We start from the raw sequence: 17,321 nt of genomic DNA on the forward strand, positions 1-17,321 counted from the left end.
TTGGGAATGAAAAGATCGATAAAGTAATCGGTCTTTTCTTTTTCGTATAATAAAGATAGGATATTGTATTTCCTACCACTATACAATTATTATAAGATAGTTATGCGTAATTTTAATTTGTAAATAGTATTATTATCAGTTTTTTTAGAAATCTTACAAGCGTGTAAGATAAATGAAAGATGAATCAATATGAGCTATAAGAGAATTCATTTACACTCTATTGTGAGAAGTGCAAATGAAGGGAGAATAGAAATGGAAATTTTACATGCGAAAAATATTAGTAAAGTATATAAAGGGAAAATACCTTTTAAAGCATTAGTAGATATTGATTTATCAATTCAAGAAGGTGAATTTATAGGGATCATGGGGCCATCTGGTAGCGGGAAAACAACGTTATTAAATATGGTATCTACTATCGACTCTCCAACATCGGGAGAAATAGTAATAAATGGTACGAATCCTTTCCAGTTATCATCTGAAGATTTGGCTTTATTCCGTAGAAAACAATTAGGATTTGTATTCCAATCATTTAATTTACTTAGTACGCTTACAGTGAAGGAAAATATCGTATTGCCGATGACATTAGATGGTGTTTCTGTGCAAGAAATGAATAAACGAGTAGAAGAAATTGCAGAGAAATTAAATATTACAGATATATTGAATAAAAGAACGTTTGAAATTTCAGGGGGACAAGCTCAAAGAACAGCAATTGCTCGTGCAATTGTTCATAAGCCGCAATTATTACTTGCTGATGAACCGACCGGGAATTTAGACTCTAAATCTTCAAATGATGTAATGGAGATGCTGGATACGCTTAATAAGGAAGAAAAGGCAACGATGATGTTAGTTACACATGATCCGTATGCAGCTAGTTTTTGTAGCCGAGTAATCTTCATAAAAGATGGTCAACTGTATAACGAAATTTATCGTGGTGAAAGTCGGCAAACCTTTTATCAAAAGATTATGGATGTCCTTTCTTTGTTAGGAGGGAAAAGGCATGACTTTTCGTCAGTTCGCATTTAATAATATTTTTCGAAATAAGCGTACATATGCTGCCCATTTTTTAAGTAGTGCATTTTCGATTATGATTTTCTTTACATATGCCCTTTTATTATTCCATCCTGATTTACAAGGGGAGTTGAAATCGACAAGTAAAACAATAAGTACATTTGGTACATTAGGATTTCAAATATCCCAAGGTTTGATTTTTGTCTTTTCATTTTTCTTTATTTTATATTCAGTGAGCTCGTTTTTAAAAACGCGTAAGAAAGAATTTGGTATTTTAATGATGCAAGGTATGTCAATGAGACAGCTTAAGCAGTTATTGTTAATTGAAAATATGTTAATCGGACTTGGTTCGATTTGTATTGGGATCCTCATTGGCCTCATATTTTCTAAACTAGTTTTACTAATCAGTGCCAGTGTATTAATGATTAGTAATGGTTTACCTTTTTATATACCAGTGCAGGCTGTATTATTAACAGTTTTCACGTTTCTTGTCTTATTTTTAATCGTTTCGTTAGTTACATTTAAAACGGTTAAAGTAACCGAACTTGTGGAACTTATTCAAGCTGGAGAAAAGCCAAAGCCTGAACCGAAAGCTTCAATAATATTATCGTTACTTTCTTTAATTAGTATAGGGTATGGGTACATTTCAGTATTTCGCTTTATTCAAAATCATAGTTTTATCATGCTCGTAATGGGTGTGCTCTTAGTAATTATAGGAACGTACTTTTTATATACACAATGTAGTGTTTATATATTGCATCTTGCGAAAAGGAGTGAATTTTTCTTTTTAAAGAGAACAAATATATTAACGTTTTCAGAATTAATTTACCGTATGAAAGATAATGCAACTATGTTTTTTATAGTGTCTATTATTTCAGCAGTGGCTTTTACAGCAATTGGAACTACAGCTGCTATTGGGAATAAAGAATTGGTAAGAATGACAAACCCATATACGTTTCTTTATATAGGTCCTGAAAAAGACAAAGTGGTGGATAAACATCTCTCTATTATAAAAAAACATCTTGCTGATGCGAATATTCCATATCGAACAGCTTCATCTTCTTATAAATATACAGAAAGTAATGTATATGTAATGAAATTAAGTGAATATAACGAACTTGCGAGAGCGCTAGGGTATCAACAAGAAACGATTGAAAAAGAAGATGAAATATTACTAATCCCTGGAATGGTATCACAAAAACAAGAATTTAAAAATGGTGATTATAAAAAGAATATTGAAGTCATTGAAGGAGATTGGATAAAGACATTTCGTGTGAAAAAAGCTGTAGAAAATTTAGTTTTACCACATGATACTAGCGGTATTTTTATCGCGGTTCAAGATCGTGTATATGATGGTATTCCTTTTAATATCAATCAAGATGATGTAGTTATTCAACATCGTACATACGGATTTGTTGTAGATGACTGGATAAAGACGAAAGAAATTTCAAATCAATTAAATAGTATATTCAATGCAGATGCAAGAGAAGATAATTTCCATTTTCAAGCTTTGACTTTAAGTTTGTTAGAGGCAAAACAAACGAATGGATTATTACTTATGGCCAGTGTTTTAGTTGGAATCGTCTTCTTCACATTTGCCGCTAGTTTTATTTACTTCCGGTTATATACTGATTTGGATCGCGATCAACAACAATATAAAATGATTTCGAAAATGGGATTAAGTAAGCGAGAGTTGAAAAAAGTTGTAACGAGACAGTTATTATTAATGTTCTTTTTACCGATTACCATTGCAGTAATACACACAGTGGTTGCTTATATGGCATTACAACAATTAGTCGATTTTTCTATTTTAAATAGTTCTATTGTAATTTTAATTTCATTTATCTGTATACAAGTTTTATATTTCTATATAACTCGTTGGCGTTATTTACAAAAGCTTTATAAAACTATGGAACAGTAGGGAATATGAGTAAGTAAGACTGCATAAAAGCATGTAAAAACAATTTGAGTTATGAAAGGAACTGTGATGAAGAAAATATTATCTATTTTCATTTTAAGTATATTAATGTTAATAAGTTTAAGTGCATGCTCTAAAAATGAAAACAGATTTCCAGCTAACGGTGTATTAATCATTGGAGATGAAAATAATACTTTATTAATTATGAATCGTTATCAGGAAATTACGAAAGAAAATGAAGTGTTTTCTGTGAAAACGGGTACATTTGGAAATGGACAAGTTTTAATTTTAAATGAATCTACAGCACAAGCGTTGATTAAAACAAAGATTTTTCGTGAAAGAGAGAATGGATCCAAATTTAGACCTATAGATACGTTACCTAAGTTACCAAAAGAAGGCTCGATTTTGTTGGCACAAGAAGATGAAAAAAATTTAAAAAGTATTGAATTAGAAGGAAAGGAGTTTGCTGTTAAATACGGTAGTGATGCTTGGATAGGTAACACTCGTAAATATCCAACACAAGCGTATGTAATTGTAGCAAAAGATAGTGTGTATAAAGAATTAAAAGCAAATGAAACGAAAATGCATCTTCTCCACCTGAACAAGTCTTTAGGTGATGAAAAACCTAAAATGTCGACAGATAATACATTAATAAATGAAAAAGTAAAAGTAGAAAAGTTAATTAAAGATCATCAAGGGGAGGTATCATTTCAGTTTGTAACGATTGGAGAAAAATCTTAAAAAAGAGTTCGAGGTTGATAGAAATTTTATCAATCTCGAACTCTTTTTACTTTAGAGCATTCATATAACATAGATTACATTACTTCATTTAATCGAGTCTCACTCGTTTCTTCAATCGCATTTGAATTTTGAACTGAATTATTTTGTGCTTCTTTTTCTTTACGAGCCTTTTGTAGCATTTCAAGTATAATCCATAAAGGAACACCTTTATCTTTTAGCATCTTCCATAAATCTAATTCATTAAATTTATGCTCAGGTTGTTTCGTCTCTTTTTCAGATGAACGAATATCAAATTTGATGGGATCATTTGATTTTTTATCTTCAAGTTTAGTAGAAGAGATAGTATTATGCTCAAGATTAGATGGAGTTATTTTAGTAGGTTGAGATAATGTATGAATATTTGATCTGATTTGCATGCTTTTTCCTCCTTTTCAAGCAATGAGATTAGTTTTCTTATGGTTTTTAAATCTTTTTAACATGAGGAAACTATACCTAATTATAAATTCAAATAAATAGATTTACAAGGTGTATTGTAAAAAGTAAATGTTTACTTGAATTAATATTTATCAACATTTGTATATGTTTTCTATATATACAACGTATATATAATAATTTACATTATGTTTAAGTTATTAAAGCATGCTGTAAAGTGAAAAATGTAAACGTTTTATCAGGGGGAGGAAATATGGGGAAGTTATTTTTAAAAATATGTTTTTTTGCATTAGTGGCTGTTTGTTCATTGGTAGCGAAAATAACATATGCTGAAGAGAGTCAACAAAATAATTATCCGATCATTTTAGTAAATGGGTTTGCCGGATGGGGTAGAGAGGAAATGCTAGGGGTTAAATATTGGGGGGGTGTTCATGATATACAAGAAGATTTGAAACGCAATGGTTATACAGTTCATACCGCAGCTGTTGGACCAGTTTCTAGTAACTGGGACCGTGCATGTGAATTATATGCCCAAATTAACGGTGGAACAGTAGACTACGGTGCCGCACATGCTGAGAAACATGGACATAATCGTTTTGGTAGAACTTATAGTGGTTTTGCGCCGAATTGGAGTGAAACAAATAAAGTTCATTTAGTTGGGCATAGCATGGGTGGACAAACGATTAGAACATTAGTACAGCTATTAAAAGAAGGCAGTTTTGAAGAAAAAAATTATGTGAAAAATCACCCAAACACCAAAATATCACCATTATTTGAGGGCGAGAAATCATATGTTCATAGTGTTACAACATTAGCAACTCCTCACAACGGTACAACACTTGCGGATGGTAGTCTTCTACTACCGTTCGTTAAAGATTTACTCATTACAGCTGCAAGTTTTGGAGGAAACGATAATTTATCACTATATGATTTTAAATTGGATCAATGGGGCATAAAGAAAAATGTTGGAGAGTCCTTTTTCCAATACAGTAATCGTATTCTAAATAGTTCACTTTGGAAAAATACAAAAGATATAAGTCAATGGGATTTAAGTACAGATGGTGCAAAGGAGTTAAATAATTGGGTAAAGACGCAACCGAATGTGTATTACTTATCCTATAGTGGACATGCATCACAAGCGGCACCTATAACAGGTTTACATTTGCCTCATATAACGATGAATAAAGTGTTAATGGGGAATGCATTTTTCTTAGGTTCCTATGCAAGGTATGAAGAAAATCGTCCATTAATTGATACTACTTGGTGGCAAAATGATGGTGTAGTAAATACAAGTTCTATGATTGCACCTTCTTCTAATGCTACCGTAAATAATAATGAGTCATTACAGATTGGGAAATGGAATCATATCGAAACGAAAGCAAATTGGGACCATCTCGACATGGTAGGATTAAGTATTTCAGACACGTTAGGTTTTTCTAACATTCAAGAGTTTTATAGAACAATTGCTGAAAAGCTATCACGTTTACCGAAATAGGTAATAATAAAGCGCTCTCGATGGAATTCGAGGGCGCTTTATATTATATTGAAAGAGGGATTTGGTAGAAAAATATGGGGGGATATTATGAAAATTAAAGTTGTACTATCAGGATATGGAACAGTAGGAAGAGAGTTTATAAAATTACTACATGAAAAATGTTCATATATATATGAAACATATGGTATAGAGTTAGTTGTAAGTGGCGTATTAGGCAGAAATGTTGCAATACATAATGAGGATGGATTATCTATTCACAACTTATTAATGTATGGTAGCAGTAGTGCTGCAATTGAAAAGTATATAGAATATCATCCGGAGGAACGTGCGACAGATAACATAAGTGGTACAGTGCTGGTAGAATCAACAGTTACAAACCTTAAAGATGGAAATCCAGGGAAACAATATATAAAACAAGCGATTGAGAAACAAATGGATATAGTAGCAATTTCAAAAGGTGCGCTTGTTACAAACTGGAGAGAAATAAATGAAGCAGCAAAAATTGCGAATGTACGAATTCGATATAGTGGTGCAACTGCGGCCGCATTACCGACACTTGATATTGGTCAATTTAGTTTAGCTGGTTGCCATGTTAAAAAAATAGAAGGAATATTAAACGGGACAACAAATTATATTCTTACGAAAATGAATGAGGAAGATATTACGTTTGAAGAAGCACTGAAAGAAGCGCAACGTAAAGGAATTGCTGAGACGAACCCAATATTGGATGTAAGCGGATCTGATAGTGCTTGTAAATTGTTACTTTTGACAAACAGTTTAATGGGAACAGAGCATATGCTTACAGATATATATATAAAAGGAATTGAACATGTTACAAAACAACAAATTCGAAATGCTAAGGAACAAAATAAATTTATTAAATTAATAGCTTCAGCGTATAAGGACCAGGATGGTAAAGTGACTCTTAAAGTAGAACCGTACGAAATAGATAAGGATCATCCGCTAGCAAATGTAAATGGGACAGAAAAAGGGATTACGTTCTTTACAGATACGATGGGACAAGTTACTACAATTGGTGGTGCATCAAATCCACGCGGAGCCGCAGCAGCAGCTTTAAAAGATATAATTAACTTATACCGTAAAGATTTATCCCTTAGTAACAGGTAGTAAAACGCCTGGTTCGTGAGGGCTAATAATCAGTGAGCTTAATAAACAATCCCATTGATTAAAGTTCCACTTTATAAGACCGTACCGCCCTTTATAAAAAATACATATGTAGTGGACCTTTTGAGAATGAAATAAATATGCAAAAATGATTGCAGGGGGTAAGGAATTGTTTAAAGATTTTAAAGTTGTCAAAGAGCGTCCCGTTTATATTCAATTGAAAGATTATTTAAAAAAGATGATTATGAAAGGGTATTTGCTCGGGGATCAAAAAATTCCTTCGACGAGGGAACTTAGCGAATTATTAAGTGTGAGCAGAAATACTGTGCTAGCTGCTTATGCGGATTTAGAGCAAGAAGGACTTATATATGCAGTTAAAGGAAAAGGGAATTTTGTTGCGAAGGTTGATATTTCAAACACTTCGTCTGTTGAAATAGATTGGAAAAATAAAATTAATACAGTTACTTTATTAGCGGATGAATTAGATTTAATGAAACATGGTGTTCGCTGGGAAAAAGGAATGATTGTTTTTAACAGTATCGCTCCGGACGAAAAGCTATTTGATGTGGAAAATTTCAAAAGAGCTTTTCTTACTCGTATGTCCATTGAAGGTGATGTCGTATTAAATTACGGATACGCAAAAGGCTATAGACCGTTAATGAAATATTTACTTCATTATATGGAAATGAAAGGTGTAGATATTTCGAATAAAGACATTTTAATTACAAATGGATTTACAGAAGGGTTAGACATTGTTCTATCCTCGTTATCAAAGAAATCAGGGCGGGTTATTTGCGAGAATCCGACTCATCATGCTGCACTCAAACTTTTCCGCCTACATGGTCTTGAAGTGGATGGAATAAATATGAATGAAGATGGTATTGATACGAACGAAGTGGAAAAAAGCTTGCGTGAAAAAGAGTTTGATTTTGCGTATTTAATTCCTTCCTATCATAATCCAACCGGTATTGTTACGAGTTCAGAGAAAAGAACGGAACTGATGAGATTATTTTCAAAATATAAGGTTCCTATTATAGAAGATGGATTTAATGAGGAACTACGTTATTCAGGTTCACATTTAGCCCCACTATTAACTTTTGCTGGTGCTGGTAATAATGTGATTTATATTAGTAGCTTTTCGAAGGTACTTTTCCCTGGTTTACGTGTTGGATGGATCATTGCAGATAAAGAGCTGATTCATTATTTAGAAAGTGTAAAAAGAGCAAGAACAATTCACACATCTACTTTAGATCAAGCTGTTCTTTTTCAATATTTACATGAAGGATATTTTGAAAAATATTTAAAAAAGGCAAGGTCTGTTTATAAGAAAAAATATGAGTTAGCTGTTGGGGCGTGTAACGAGTACATTCCGTTTCAAAGAATGACCGGTGATGGTGGACTTCATTTATTTATAGAGTTAGAAGAAAAAATTCATGCCCGCACACTTTTGCAAAAGTGTTATGAGCAAGGGGTTACTTTTTCTCCTGGAGATGTGTTTTATTCTGATGGAGAAGGAGCGACCACTTTTCGATTAGGATTTTCACGCCTGAAAGAAGAAGAAATAGTTCGTGGAATCAAAATAATCGGTGATACAATAAAAAACGAAATTTGGAGTTGAGGAAATGAGAATTGGCGTTATTATGGGAGGAGTATCCTCTGAAAAACAAGTATCCATTATGACTGGAAATGAAATGATTGCAAATTTAGATAAAAATAAATATGAAATTGTACCAATTACATTAAATGAAAAAATGGATTTAATCGAAAAAGCGAAAGACATTGATTTTGCATTGCTCGCATTACACGGAAAATACGGAGAAGATGGAACTGTTCAAGGAACGCTTGAAAGTTTAGGTATTCCTTATAGCGGAAGCAATATGTTATCTAGCGGTATATGTATGGACAAAAATATTTCGAAAAAGATTTTACGTTATGAAGGAATAGAAACACCAGATTGGATTGAACTTACAAAAATGGAGGATCTAAATGTTGATGAATTAGATAAATTAGGATTTCCGTTAGTGGTAAAACCAAACTCTGGTGGCTCGAGTGTGGGGGTAAAGATTGTCTATGATAAAGATGAATTAATTTCAATGCTGGAAACGGTGTTCGAATGGGATTCTGAAGTAGTAATAGAGAAATATATAAAAGGTGACGAGATTACATGTTCCATTTTTGATGGAAAACAATTACCTATTATTTCAATTCGACATGCGGCGGAGTTCTTTGATTACAATGCGAAATATGATGATACTAGTACAATTGAAGAAGTTATTGAACTTCCAGCTGAACTTAAGGAACGTGTAAACAAAGCGTCACTGGCTTGCTATAAAGCATTAAAATGCAGCGTTTATGCAAGGGTGGATATGATGGTGAAGGATGGTATTCCATATGTAATGGAGATTAATACATTACCAGGGATGACGCAAGCGAGTTTACTACCAAAAAGTGCAGCTGCAGCGGGAATTGAATATAGTAAACTATTAGATATGATTATTGAAACTTCATTAAGAGTAAGAAAAGACGAAGGATTTTAAGTAGTGGTATCATGAATAACTTTTGACAGTTACATGAAGTATGTTATGATGAATACAATACGAAAATTAAATATTTTATCCACTAGGGGGGCCTATTATAGGCTGAGATCAAATTGGAATTTGAGACTCTTAGTACCTGATCTGGTTAATGCCAGCGTAGGGAAGTGGGAAAGACATTGCTATTTAATAAATAAAAACTGTCAATTTCACTTTCTTTACGCCTGTAAAGAAAGTTTTTTTGTTTTACAGATTTAATAATGGTGGGTAAATACTTAAATTTTATACATAATTGGAGGGACTTAAATGACTTTTTCACAATCATTACGTAAAGAAGTAGATTCAATTTGGGAAGCTAGTTTTCATCATCCTTTTGTAAAAAAACTTGGTGAAGGAACGTTAGATTTAGCTAGTTTTCGCTATTACGTGCTTCAAGATTCATATTATTTAAGTCACTTTGCTAGAGTACAAACTTTAGGAGCTGCAAAAGCACTGGAATTAGAAACGACAGCTCGTATGGCACACCATGCTCAAAATACATATGAGGCGGAATTATCTTTACATGAGAATTTTGCGAAGAAATTAGGGATAACACAAGAAGAAAAAGATACTTTTATCCCTGCTCCAACTGCATACGCATATACTTCACATATGTATCGTGCTGCGTATGAAGGGCATTTAGGTGATATCATTGCAGCTATTTTACCTTGCTATTGGTTATATTATGAAATTGGTGAGCGTTTAAAAGAGTGTCAGCCAGAAGAGCCAATTTATAACGAATGGATTTCTGCTTATGGATCTGATTGGTTCCGAACGTTGGTTGAAGAACAAATTACACGATTAGATGCAATAGCTGAAAAAGTAACAGAGGCAGACCGAAATCGAATGAAACAACATTTTATTATTAGCAGCCAATATGAATATTCATTTTGGGAAATGGCTTATACATTAGAAAAGTGGCCGATAAGTACAGAAGAGAAAAACGTAATAGGATAAAGAGAAGAGGTATTGCTATTCACAGGTATGAATAATACTTATGTATATAATTTAACAAAAGAAGTATCACAAAAAGGCGCATCAATCTAAGTGCGTCTTTTTTCAATTTATCCCGCTTTAATGGGCAGTAAGACCCCCGCCTCAAAACAAAATTCAGCGAAAGAAAAGAATTTAGGTGGGGGGGTGGGCTGCCCATAAAATTCCGATTGGTTCAACTAATAATCAGTGGGGGATAAAGAAAACCCCCACTGATTAAAGTTTCACTTTATAAAAATGAGCCCGTGGAAAAATAACCTAAAAATAGGTACATGAACAAGGTGCATCATCTAGTGATAGGTCATATTTTGTAGGTGTACGTATTGAACTTAGCTTATAGCGCTATTTCTACTAAGATTTAACAAACAGAAATATAGGAAAGCGTCGAAAGGTTTAAAGTTAATAAACGGAGGTCATGAAAATGAATCAGTTTCAACAAGAACTACAAGCGTTAAGCCTTAATGATTACCAGTCTGGAAATGTTGTGTACTGGGACCAGCAAAACCAATATCCATATTACTATATTGAAGATGCTGCTCGTCGCTGTGGCGGATGTGGCGGTCGTTGCGGTGGCGGTCGTTGCGGTGGATTTCGTTGTGGTGGATTCCGTTGTTTTGGTTGCTTCGGTTGTTTTGGTTGTTTTAGTTGTGGAGGTTGTGGCGGCTGTGGTAGTTGCTCTAATTGTTTTAATGGTACTTCTGATGCTATTGTAATATATGAATATTGATTTGAATTTTATTAAAAAAAGAAACGGCTTCCAGTGTCCCAACTTACGACGAGAGTTTTATGAGGAAACTTAAATAGGTCAATTTAAGTTTCTCTATAATATATGAAACTGCAATTAGAAAATCAGTTACTTTTTAAAGGAGTTAATGGGTATTTGTATGTGCTGAAATCCTTATTAAAAACATCTTGTACTAATTGGATAGTTTCATGATCATAAAAACTATCGTATGTTGGGAGCCGTGGGAATAAAGGATCAGTAATATCAGCATCTGCAAAATTCCCTTTAAAAATCGCCCTGTCCTTCTGATGATGCCATGATTTGGTTAGTTATATGTAAAGGGGAAGTTTTTAGTTGATATATTTGTTCGAGGCGAATAATTTCAGTAGAGAAATTTTCAAGGTAGATATACTTTGTAACAAACTCCTCCTCACCTGGTTCATACTGCTGCATTAAATGTGGATCTACTTGTTCTAAATCCATCATTTGTGTTTTTAAGTAGTAGAGAAAGATTTTAAATGAAATAGGTTTATTACAAAATTCATTACCATAATAAAAGTTCCGAATAGGATTCCATGCTGGGTTTTCTATGTAAGGGGGAGCGATTAATGAGAAGAATGAACTTACAGCTCTTGTATACGGGTTTCTTACTAACTTATAGGTATCTTTTTCTTTTGAATATAAAGCTGCAGCTAATTCAATAAAGTAGTCCGAGGAGTTTTTATATATTTCATTTTCATAATTATGGATGAAAGAATCGTATTTTATGGCTTGTTTAAATAAATTTATTTGATAAAAAAACCAATGTGCAAGAGAAGTACAGCCACTTTTTTGACTCCAAAATAAAATTAAAGGGAAGTTGGAATTAAAGAGGGGAACGCGTCTGTATTTAATCATATTTGCAAAAGACATAGTTATCCTCCACTCAGTTATGTCAATTATGTTTAGTGTATGAATAGAGAACTTGGCATATGAACAAGAGAAGAGAAGTAGAATAGATAGTTTAAAACAATATAAATTTGAAATGAAAGCGTTAGTTTTTACAAGAATCTTTACACCTATAAACAAACATAGCAGGCAACTGACTGGATTGCCCGCTATGTTCATACACTGCACGGAGGAGTGCCTTCCGTTTTGAAAGAGCGAAGCCCAGGGAGAGAGCGCTCAGATGTAGTATGTGTAATGAAAAAAAGATTATTCGTAAATGAGAATGAAAAATTATTTTATAAGGACTGGCATTCGTTTAGTTTCAAATCTTTCAAAGTCTATAGGACAATATGCAAACGTTGCTATAGGTTCTGAAGTCTCGTTTGTAAAAAAAGTGTGGTTTATTACTTCACCAGAAGAAGAATAAAAAGTGATTTTGGTTTTTGATATAGGAGGTAGCGTTATTACCAGTGGTTTACTTGTCATACTGATCAGCTCCTAAACTAGTTGGTTCTATATGAACGTCATATGTATTCAATAAATGTATATGAATTCATTTTATAAAGTTAGCACTTTGTGAATTGAGAAATTTAACAAAATAGTTATTTGAATTAGTTTTATCTATAAAAAAAGAGCTATATTAAGACTCTTTTTAAAAAGGTTTATTAATCATTTGTTTTCTAACCAAAACAAAAAATGTACCTGCAACAACACAGGTTGCATAGATTTTGCCACTTATGCCACCAAAAAATTCAAGTCCGAAAGGTAGTAAAAAAGTAGCAATTCCTACTATGTAAGCAAATATGCCGAATAATTTAGCTAGTTTATTTTTATCACCAATAAAAGTAGCATCTTGGTATCCAGCAATAAGAAATAATTGTTTTTTAATATGAATCAGATAACCCATTATTACAATGATTAGACCAACAAGTGTGCAAACTACAAATCCACTCATTATATTCACCTACCTTATTTAAATTTTACCATATTTAGGTTGGTATAGTTATTGTATTAAACAAAAACATGCACAAAAATTGTGCATGTATAATAAAAAGCTATGTCTTGTCTATGTATATATATGTTTGGTTTATATGAATCGTGAGTCTGTTTGAACAAAAGGGTTATTTATTTCAAATATAAAGAGCGCCTTTTAGGGCGCTTCATGATCAAGACTAATATTGAAAAAGAATACCGCATTATATTTTATGTATATTCTTACAAAGTGTGCAGTTTAAAAAATCTTTCTTTAGCACAACGAAGCAGCTAGTTAATAAAACTAACTGCTTGTTGTACAAAAGAAACGCTCCGCTTACAGAAATAGTTTGTAACTTTAAGTTACAAAAATAGTATGAACAGGGTTAAAAATGTTATTCAGAAATGAAAGGGAACAAAATAAAAAAGAGCACCATGCATCAGTGCTCTTTAAGATAGAAGGTAACACTTTGAGCTGGATAGTTAGGTTAAAAGTATATGGCGTAGAAGAGAAATAAGACCTGAAATTTATAATTAACTTAATACAAAAAAGCAGTTAACAATCGTTAACTGCTCCGTCCTCAGAGAAAGAGGAAAAGAACATTACAGAGGTCACTGTCAATTCAAGCTGTATCAGCCCATTTATAGTATTGGACATAATTTAGAATTTTATTCGGACAGACAAACTCAAAAAAGGCAGCTAGCAAAAGCTAACTGCTCCAATTATGGAATATGGATCGAAATGGGTTGTCTACAGTATTGACGTAATATTGAGTTTTATTCGTGAAGAACTACGTTTAACTTAATGCATAGCCAACAATCAAAGTTATTGTTAAAAACACTGATAATAACAATGTTAGTAGAACTGTCACTATGCTTCTAAGCATTGCTATCCAATTATTTACCTTAGAGAATCCTATAATACCAGCAAAAAAGTTCCTATTGAAAAAATGAGTACAAAAAATAAAGGATGAAAATAAACGATATTTATAAAAGATGCATTCATTTCAGGTGTACATACTTCAAGATATAGTTGTAGTTGTTTCAAAATCTGTTTCATATCGATGTGTATGTATTCCGATTGTTTCTTAATTGCACTATTTTTAAAGTATTCTGGGTTTGAATTTTTCATATATACATTTGTATTTAGTTTTAAACGAGAAATATAGTATGTACCTCGTTGATCCATTTGATCTAAGTCTTCCAATGAAAAATAACCCAAATCACGAATACATAAATCCTCTGGTCGTAAGGTATCTAAGCACTCCGTACCAAATGTTTTATCATTATTTTTCCCTGGCCCAACTTGAAAGTTAAGAAATTCCCCGCTATGCAGATCATATTCTAATTGAATTTTGATTCCAGCTGTTTGGGCACATCCTCCAGATCCTGGATATACATTCTCTAAAGCACTCGGCACTTGAAATACGGTGGCATCTAGAATACGAATTCGTTTGAAATAAGAGAAGAGATGGTTAGAAATTTTCGTTTGTTCACATACTTTTTTTGTAATAGTAAAGAAAAAATATGTTGTAACAACAAAACTGCTTTAGCATTTAAACGTTTATTTAAACCCTCAGGGCTAAGTAAAGTACCGGTAGCTGCATGAAGCCTACTACATAATCGGACTAATGGATCACTTGCCACCCGTTGACTAATCCAGATACAAATAGCAGCTAAGTCTGATCCAGAAAACTTACGTTTTCGCTTTATAAATCCGAGTTCTCTAGCAAGTTCTTCTAAAAATATAGGAGTAACATATCGTTGTAATTCTTCCGAAAATGGTTGTAGTTCATCTTGAATTGATAGATTCATAAAAAAAACGCCATCCCTTCTGTATATTTCTACAAAAATGATAGCGTATTTTTCCACTTTGGGATATTTTTTGTTAGCTTGATAGCGAAGTGGCAGTCTCTTTATAAAAGATTTCTTGGAAAACTTAGACTTTTTATAAAAGTAATCCCTCAGTTCCAAGAGAAGCTCACCATTCTCAATTTTAGTTAGAAACATTTCTCACAAATAACGCACCAGTTAGTTGAACAAACAATCATCTTATCAAATTCTATCTCAATAGAAATTCAATTAATAATTTACATGAATTTTCACATGCCAAAAGCTTAAACCTTTTTTGGTCTTCAATAGTTTTATTATCTGCTTGGTCGGATACAGACTTTACACATAGGAATGGTATTTTATTAACATAAGAAACGTATGAAAAAGATGCTATCTCTTGGTCAACAGCAATAGCATTATGAGTACTACTTAATGATGATCTCAAAACATCTTCTCTAATACGCTGATCTCCCGATATAAACATCCCGTTGTTGATTTTATGTTCACTAGTATTGATAGCAAAATTAAGAAAATCACTAAATATAGAATTATCGCCATCAATAATCGATGTTCTACCAGTATACAGGTCCCACACATCATCGCCTTTTCCAGCATTCGTAACGTCATGTTGGAGCATTTGTCTTGCAATGACAATTTCGCCACCCTTTATGCTATCTGACAAACTTCCACAAATTCCTGTCATATATATTTCATCAGGACGAAACTCTGATATAAGTAATTGTGTACAACTAGAACAGTTTGTTTTTCCAACACCACTTATAACAGATATAATCTCTAAATTGTTAATACTATGATAATGGAATTCCCATGCGGCAATTTTACGAACTTTTCTACTCGGGTATTCTTCGTGTAAATAATTCAGTTCAGGTTGCCAAGCTGCAATTATTCCAATTCTTTTCATTTTCATCCTCTCCTCACCTAAATTATACCAAAAAATTCTTGTTTTAATATATAGTTTAATCGGAATTTTAAAATAATTTAAGTCATCAATATATTAAATGCAAAAGGTAGGTAATTATATGATTCGTGAAGCTGAACCAAAGGACAGTAATGTAATTGAAAATCTATATAAAAAATTAGCACCACATAGCAAAAATATTAAAGTTTTACCAGAAAGAATTGAGCAGATAAGGGATGATTCTAATAATTTTTTGTTTGTCTATGAGGAAAGTGGTAACGTCAAAGGAAGTATATTTATGACGTTTTGCCTTGATCCTGGATATCAATTTAGACCATATACTGTTTTAGAGTATGTGATTGTAAATGAAGATTTTCGAGGTAATGGGATAGGGGAAAAGTTATTGAAACATGTAGAAGAGATATCAATTACAAGGGGATCCACAAGAATTATCTTATTAAGTAGTGCAACTAGAATAAAAGCACATAAATTCTTCACTAAAAATGGATACAATGGAACCATAAGTAAGGGTTTCAAGAAGTATATACCAATTAATTAAATTTTATTTATAGGTGTTTTTTCTTAGAGTGTTTAGAAAGAATAACATTTTTTTGTACTTAGGGGTAGTGAAAATTCTTAAGTTGATGGGCATGGAGTAGATATAGCATTTTAAATATATTAGTTCTTCAAGGTGGAGGATAAGTAGTCAGGTAAAAAAAGAGCAGCTAGCAAAAGCTAACTGCTCTCCAGAAAAGCATTAAGAAGGAAGTTCAGAACTCAAGTGCATTTATAGTATTAACGGAATATTGAGTTTTATTCAGGAAGGGAGAAGGAAATGGATAAATTTAGGCTGTTCCAACTTGGCTTTGGTCTGCAACATCAGAATCGAATGTATTTGTTGCACTAACGCCGTTAAATGTATTGAGAACAAAAGCAACATTTGATGCACCTGAACCATTATAAGCTTTTGTATTTTCCTTTGGAGAAACGTTATAGAAATCACCTAAGTTGAAAGAACCGTTACTATTTTGTACAACCATATTTCCAACAACAGATGGCATAATTTTCACCTTCTTTTCTAGAAGTTATTTAAATTAGTATATGGTGTATGCGTCTAGTGGTTCATTTGAGTTAGAAAATTTGAAGAGATATTTGTTGAAAACTTAAAGAAATAATCATTTTGTTTGGGTATATTTCAATTTGTAATTTTAAGGTTGTTGCATTTTCTTTATTTTTTTAGTTCCTAGAATACAACTAATAATTGCAATCAAAGCACTTGAGGAAATAGAATTTACTGTCCAATAAATTCCAGTTCCAGTAATTAAGTCGATAATTAAAAATTTCTTAATTGATGAACCTTTTATTATATGAAAAACAAATTGATTGTTTCTGTTACCCAATACTGTCACGTCCTTTATCTTTTTTTATAAAAGCATATGAAAAGATATACTTCTTCTATTCTTCTTGTCTCATGAAAATTGATAAAGGATCAAAAAAAGAGCAGCTAGCAAAAGCTAACTGCTCAGGTAATGGAGAAAGATACCCATGTCATCTATAGTATTGACGGAATATTTGGTTTTATTCAAGCGTTAAAAAAAGCCAGGATTTCTCCCAGCAAGTCATAGGATATTCGTCTATAAACGAATTTACTTATATTGTAA

16 protein-coding genes, 3 pseudogenes and 1 riboswitch are annotated in these 17,321 nt (G+C 32.6%); of the genes and pseudogenes, 10 read left to right on the forward strand and 9 right to left on the reverse strand.

All coding sequences use genetic code 11. The annotated features are described in order from the left end of the window. Positions 1-252: 252 nt before the first annotated feature. The 3 genes from RTP99_RS05865 (at position 253) to RTP99_RS05875 (ending at position 3,667) form a co-directional block, all read left to right on the forward strand. Entirely contained in the window at positions 253-1,023 is a 771-nt protein-coding gene (locus RTP99_RS05865; protein ID WP_000404256.1) for an ABC transporter ATP-binding protein, read from the forward strand. Continuing rightward, complete coding sequence (locus tag RTP99_RS05870; protein WP_046647115.1) at positions 998-2,929, forward strand: ABC transporter permease; 1,932 nt, start codon at positions 998-1,000, stop codon at positions 2,927-2,929. Before RTP99_RS05865 ends, RTP99_RS05870 begins: the two co-directional genes overlap by 26 nt. A gap of 66 nt (positions 2,930-2,995) precedes the next feature. Further along, on the forward strand, positions 2,996-3,667 hold the full coding sequence (locus RTP99_RS05875) for a lipoprotein BA_5634 family protein (protein ID WP_000722811.1): 672 nt from the start codon (positions 2,996-2,998) through the stop codon (positions 3,665-3,667). 74 nt (positions 3,668-3,741) lie between these two features. Here the strand turns inward: RTP99_RS05875 and RTP99_RS05880 are convergent, their stop codons facing one another. After that, positions 3,742-4,083 carry a DUF3914 domain-containing protein gene (locus RTP99_RS05880; RefSeq protein ID WP_001167180.1) on the reverse strand — a complete coding sequence of 114 codons (342 nt, stop codon included), beginning with the start codon at positions 4,081-4,083 and terminating at the stop codon, positions 3,742-3,744. A gap of 269 nt (positions 4,084-4,352) precedes the next feature. Between RTP99_RS05880 and RTP99_RS05885 the strand changes: the two genes are divergently transcribed. The 6 genes from RTP99_RS05885 (at position 4,353) to RTP99_RS05910 (ending at position 11,012) form a co-directional block, all read left to right on the forward strand. Continuing rightward, positions 4,353-5,594 (forward strand): esterase/lipase family protein, encoded by a 1,242-nt coding sequence (locus RTP99_RS05885; RefSeq protein WP_000517052.1) that lies wholly within the window; start codon positions 4,353-4,355, stop codon positions 5,592-5,594. A gap of 87 nt (positions 5,595-5,681) precedes the next feature. Then, positions 5,682-6,722 carry a homoserine dehydrogenase gene (locus RTP99_RS05890; RefSeq protein WP_000695913.1) on the forward strand — a complete coding sequence of 347 codons (1,041 nt, stop codon included), beginning with the start codon at positions 5,682-5,684 and terminating at the stop codon, positions 6,720-6,722. Between the two features lie 166 nt (positions 6,723-6,888). Then, positions 6,889-8,337, forward strand: a complete 1,449-nt coding sequence (pdxR, locus tag RTP99_RS05895; RefSeq protein ID WP_000471647.1) for a MocR-like pyridoxine biosynthesis transcription factor PdxR — start codon at positions 6,889-6,891, stop codon at positions 8,335-8,337. Between the two features lie 4 nt (positions 8,338-8,341). After that, complete coding sequence (gene ddlB, locus RTP99_RS05900; protein WP_001219730.1) at positions 8,342-9,256, forward strand: D-alanine--D-alanine ligase; 915 nt, start codon at positions 8,342-8,344, stop codon at positions 9,254-9,256. Between the two features lie 74 nt (positions 9,257-9,330). After that, positions 9,331-9,436: riboswitch (TPP riboswitch) on the forward strand. 123 nt (positions 9,437-9,559) lie between these two features. Beyond that, complete coding sequence (gene tenA, locus RTP99_RS05905) at positions 9,560-10,249, forward strand: thiaminase II (protein WP_000144500.1); 690 nt, start codon at positions 9,560-9,562, stop codon at positions 10,247-10,249. A 457-nt stretch (positions 10,250-10,706) separates the two neighbouring features. Next, a complete protein-coding gene (locus RTP99_RS05910) occupies positions 10,707-11,012 on the forward strand; it encodes a heterocycloanthracin/sonorensin family bacteriocin (RefSeq protein WP_001071358.1) in 306 nt (101 codons plus the stop codon). A gap of 122 nt (positions 11,013-11,134) precedes the next feature. On the opposite strand, the pseudogene RTP99_RS05915 reads toward RTP99_RS05910, so the two are convergent. The 6 genes and pseudogenes from RTP99_RS05915 to mtnN form a co-directional block, all read right to left on the reverse strand. After that, a pseudogene (locus tag RTP99_RS05915) lies at positions 11,135-11,921 on the reverse strand (sulfotransferase family 2 domain-containing protein). Positions 11,922-12,227: 306 nt separating this feature from the next. Then, positions 12,228-12,422: a hypothetical protein gene (locus RTP99_RS05920; RefSeq protein ID WP_000202163.1), complete on the reverse strand. Its 195-nt coding sequence runs from the start codon at positions 12,420-12,422 to the stop codon at positions 12,228-12,230. Positions 12,423-12,588: 166 nt separating this feature from the next. Next, positions 12,589-12,891 (reverse strand): DUF3784 domain-containing protein, encoded by a 303-nt coding sequence (locus RTP99_RS05925; RefSeq protein ID WP_000012885.1) that lies wholly within the window; start codon positions 12,889-12,891, stop codon positions 12,589-12,591. 814 nt (positions 12,892-13,705) lie between these two features. Then, positions 13,706-13,968, reverse strand: a pseudogene (locus RTP99_RS05930) (hypothetical protein). Beyond that, positions 13,942-14,723 (reverse strand): annotated as a pseudogene (locus tag RTP99_RS05935) (IS4 family transposase); the annotation flags it as partial. The pseudogenes RTP99_RS05935 and RTP99_RS05930, both read right to left, overlap by 27 nt. A gap of 247 nt (positions 14,724-14,970) precedes the next feature. Next, a complete protein-coding gene (gene mtnN, locus RTP99_RS05940) occupies positions 14,971-15,663 on the reverse strand; it encodes a 5'-methylthioadenosine/S-adenosylhomocysteine nucleosidase (RefSeq protein WP_000821100.1) in 693 nt (230 codons plus the stop codon). A 118-nt stretch (positions 15,664-15,781) separates the two neighbouring features. Between mtnN and RTP99_RS05945 the strand changes: the two genes are divergently transcribed. After that, positions 15,782-16,219, forward strand: coding sequence for a GNAT family N-acetyltransferase (locus RTP99_RS05945; protein ID WP_000617455.1), 438 nt, complete (start codon positions 15,782-15,784; stop codon positions 16,217-16,219). A 286-nt stretch (positions 16,220-16,505) separates the two neighbouring features. On the opposite strand, the gene RTP99_RS05950 is transcribed toward RTP99_RS05945, so the two are convergent. Then, a complete protein-coding gene (locus tag RTP99_RS05950) occupies positions 16,506-16,721 on the reverse strand; it encodes a spore germination protein (protein ID WP_001141573.1) in 216 nt (71 codons plus the stop codon). Positions 16,722-16,868: 147 nt separating this feature from the next. Continuing rightward, positions 16,869-17,060, reverse strand: coding sequence for a hypothetical protein (locus tag RTP99_RS05955; protein ID WP_000528279.1), 192 nt, complete (start codon positions 17,058-17,060; stop codon positions 16,869-16,871). Between the last annotated feature and the right edge of the window lie 261 nt (positions 17,061-17,321).

The organism is Bacillus sp. (in: firmicutes), assembly GCF_031983925.1.
Classification (GTDB): Bacteria; Bacillota; Bacilli; order Bacillales; family Bacillaceae_G; genus Bacillus_A; species Bacillus_A pacificus.

Bases quoted from the DNA above. Each gene is read 5' to 3' on its own strand.
- RTP99_RS05875 (WP_000722811.1), top strand. From the start codon at position 2,996: ATGAAGAAAATATTATCTATTTTCATTTTAAGTATATTAATGTTAATA.
- RTP99_RS05880 (WP_001167180.1), bottom strand. From the start codon at position 4,083: ATGCAAATCAGATCAAATATTCATACATTATCTCAACCTACTAAAATA.
- RTP99_RS05870 (WP_046647115.1), top strand. From the start codon at position 998: ATGACTTTTCGTCAGTTCGCATTTAATAATATTTTTCGAAATAAGCGT.
- mtnN (WP_000821100.1), bottom strand. From the start codon at position 15,663: ATGAAAAGAATTGGAATAATTGCAGCTTGGCAACCTGAACTGAATTAT.
- RTP99_RS05910 (WP_001071358.1), top strand. From the start codon at position 10,707: ATGAATCAGTTTCAACAAGAACTACAAGCGTTAAGCCTTAATGATTAC.
- RTP99_RS05865 (WP_000404256.1), top strand. From the start codon at position 253: ATGGAAATTTTACATGCGAAAAATATTAGTAAAGTATATAAAGGGAAA.
- RTP99_RS05950 (WP_001141573.1), bottom strand. From the start codon at position 16,721: ATGCCATCTGTTGTTGGAAATATGGTTGTACAAAATAGTAACGGTTCT.
- RTP99_RS05890 (WP_000695913.1), top strand. From the start codon at position 5,682: ATGAAAATTAAAGTTGTACTATCAGGATATGGAACAGTAGGAAGAGAG.
- RTP99_RS05885 (WP_000517052.1), top strand. From the start codon at position 4,353: ATGGGGAAGTTATTTTTAAAAATATGTTTTTTTGCATTAGTGGCTGTT.
- RTP99_RS05925 (WP_000012885.1), bottom strand. From the start codon at position 12,891: ATGAGTGGATTTGTAGTTTGCACACTTGTTGGTCTAATCATTGTAATA.
- tenA (WP_000144500.1), top strand. From the start codon at position 9,560: ATGACTTTTTCACAATCATTACGTAAAGAAGTAGATTCAATTTGGGAA.
- ddlB (WP_001219730.1), top strand. From the start codon at position 8,342: ATGAGAATTGGCGTTATTATGGGAGGAGTATCCTCTGAAAAACAAGTA.
- RTP99_RS05945 (WP_000617455.1), top strand. From the start codon at position 15,782: ATGATTCGTGAAGCTGAACCAAAGGACAGTAATGTAATTGAAAATCTA.
- RTP99_RS05920 (WP_000202163.1), bottom strand. From the start codon at position 12,422: ATGACAAGTAAACCACTGGTAATAACGCTACCTCCTATATCAAAAACC.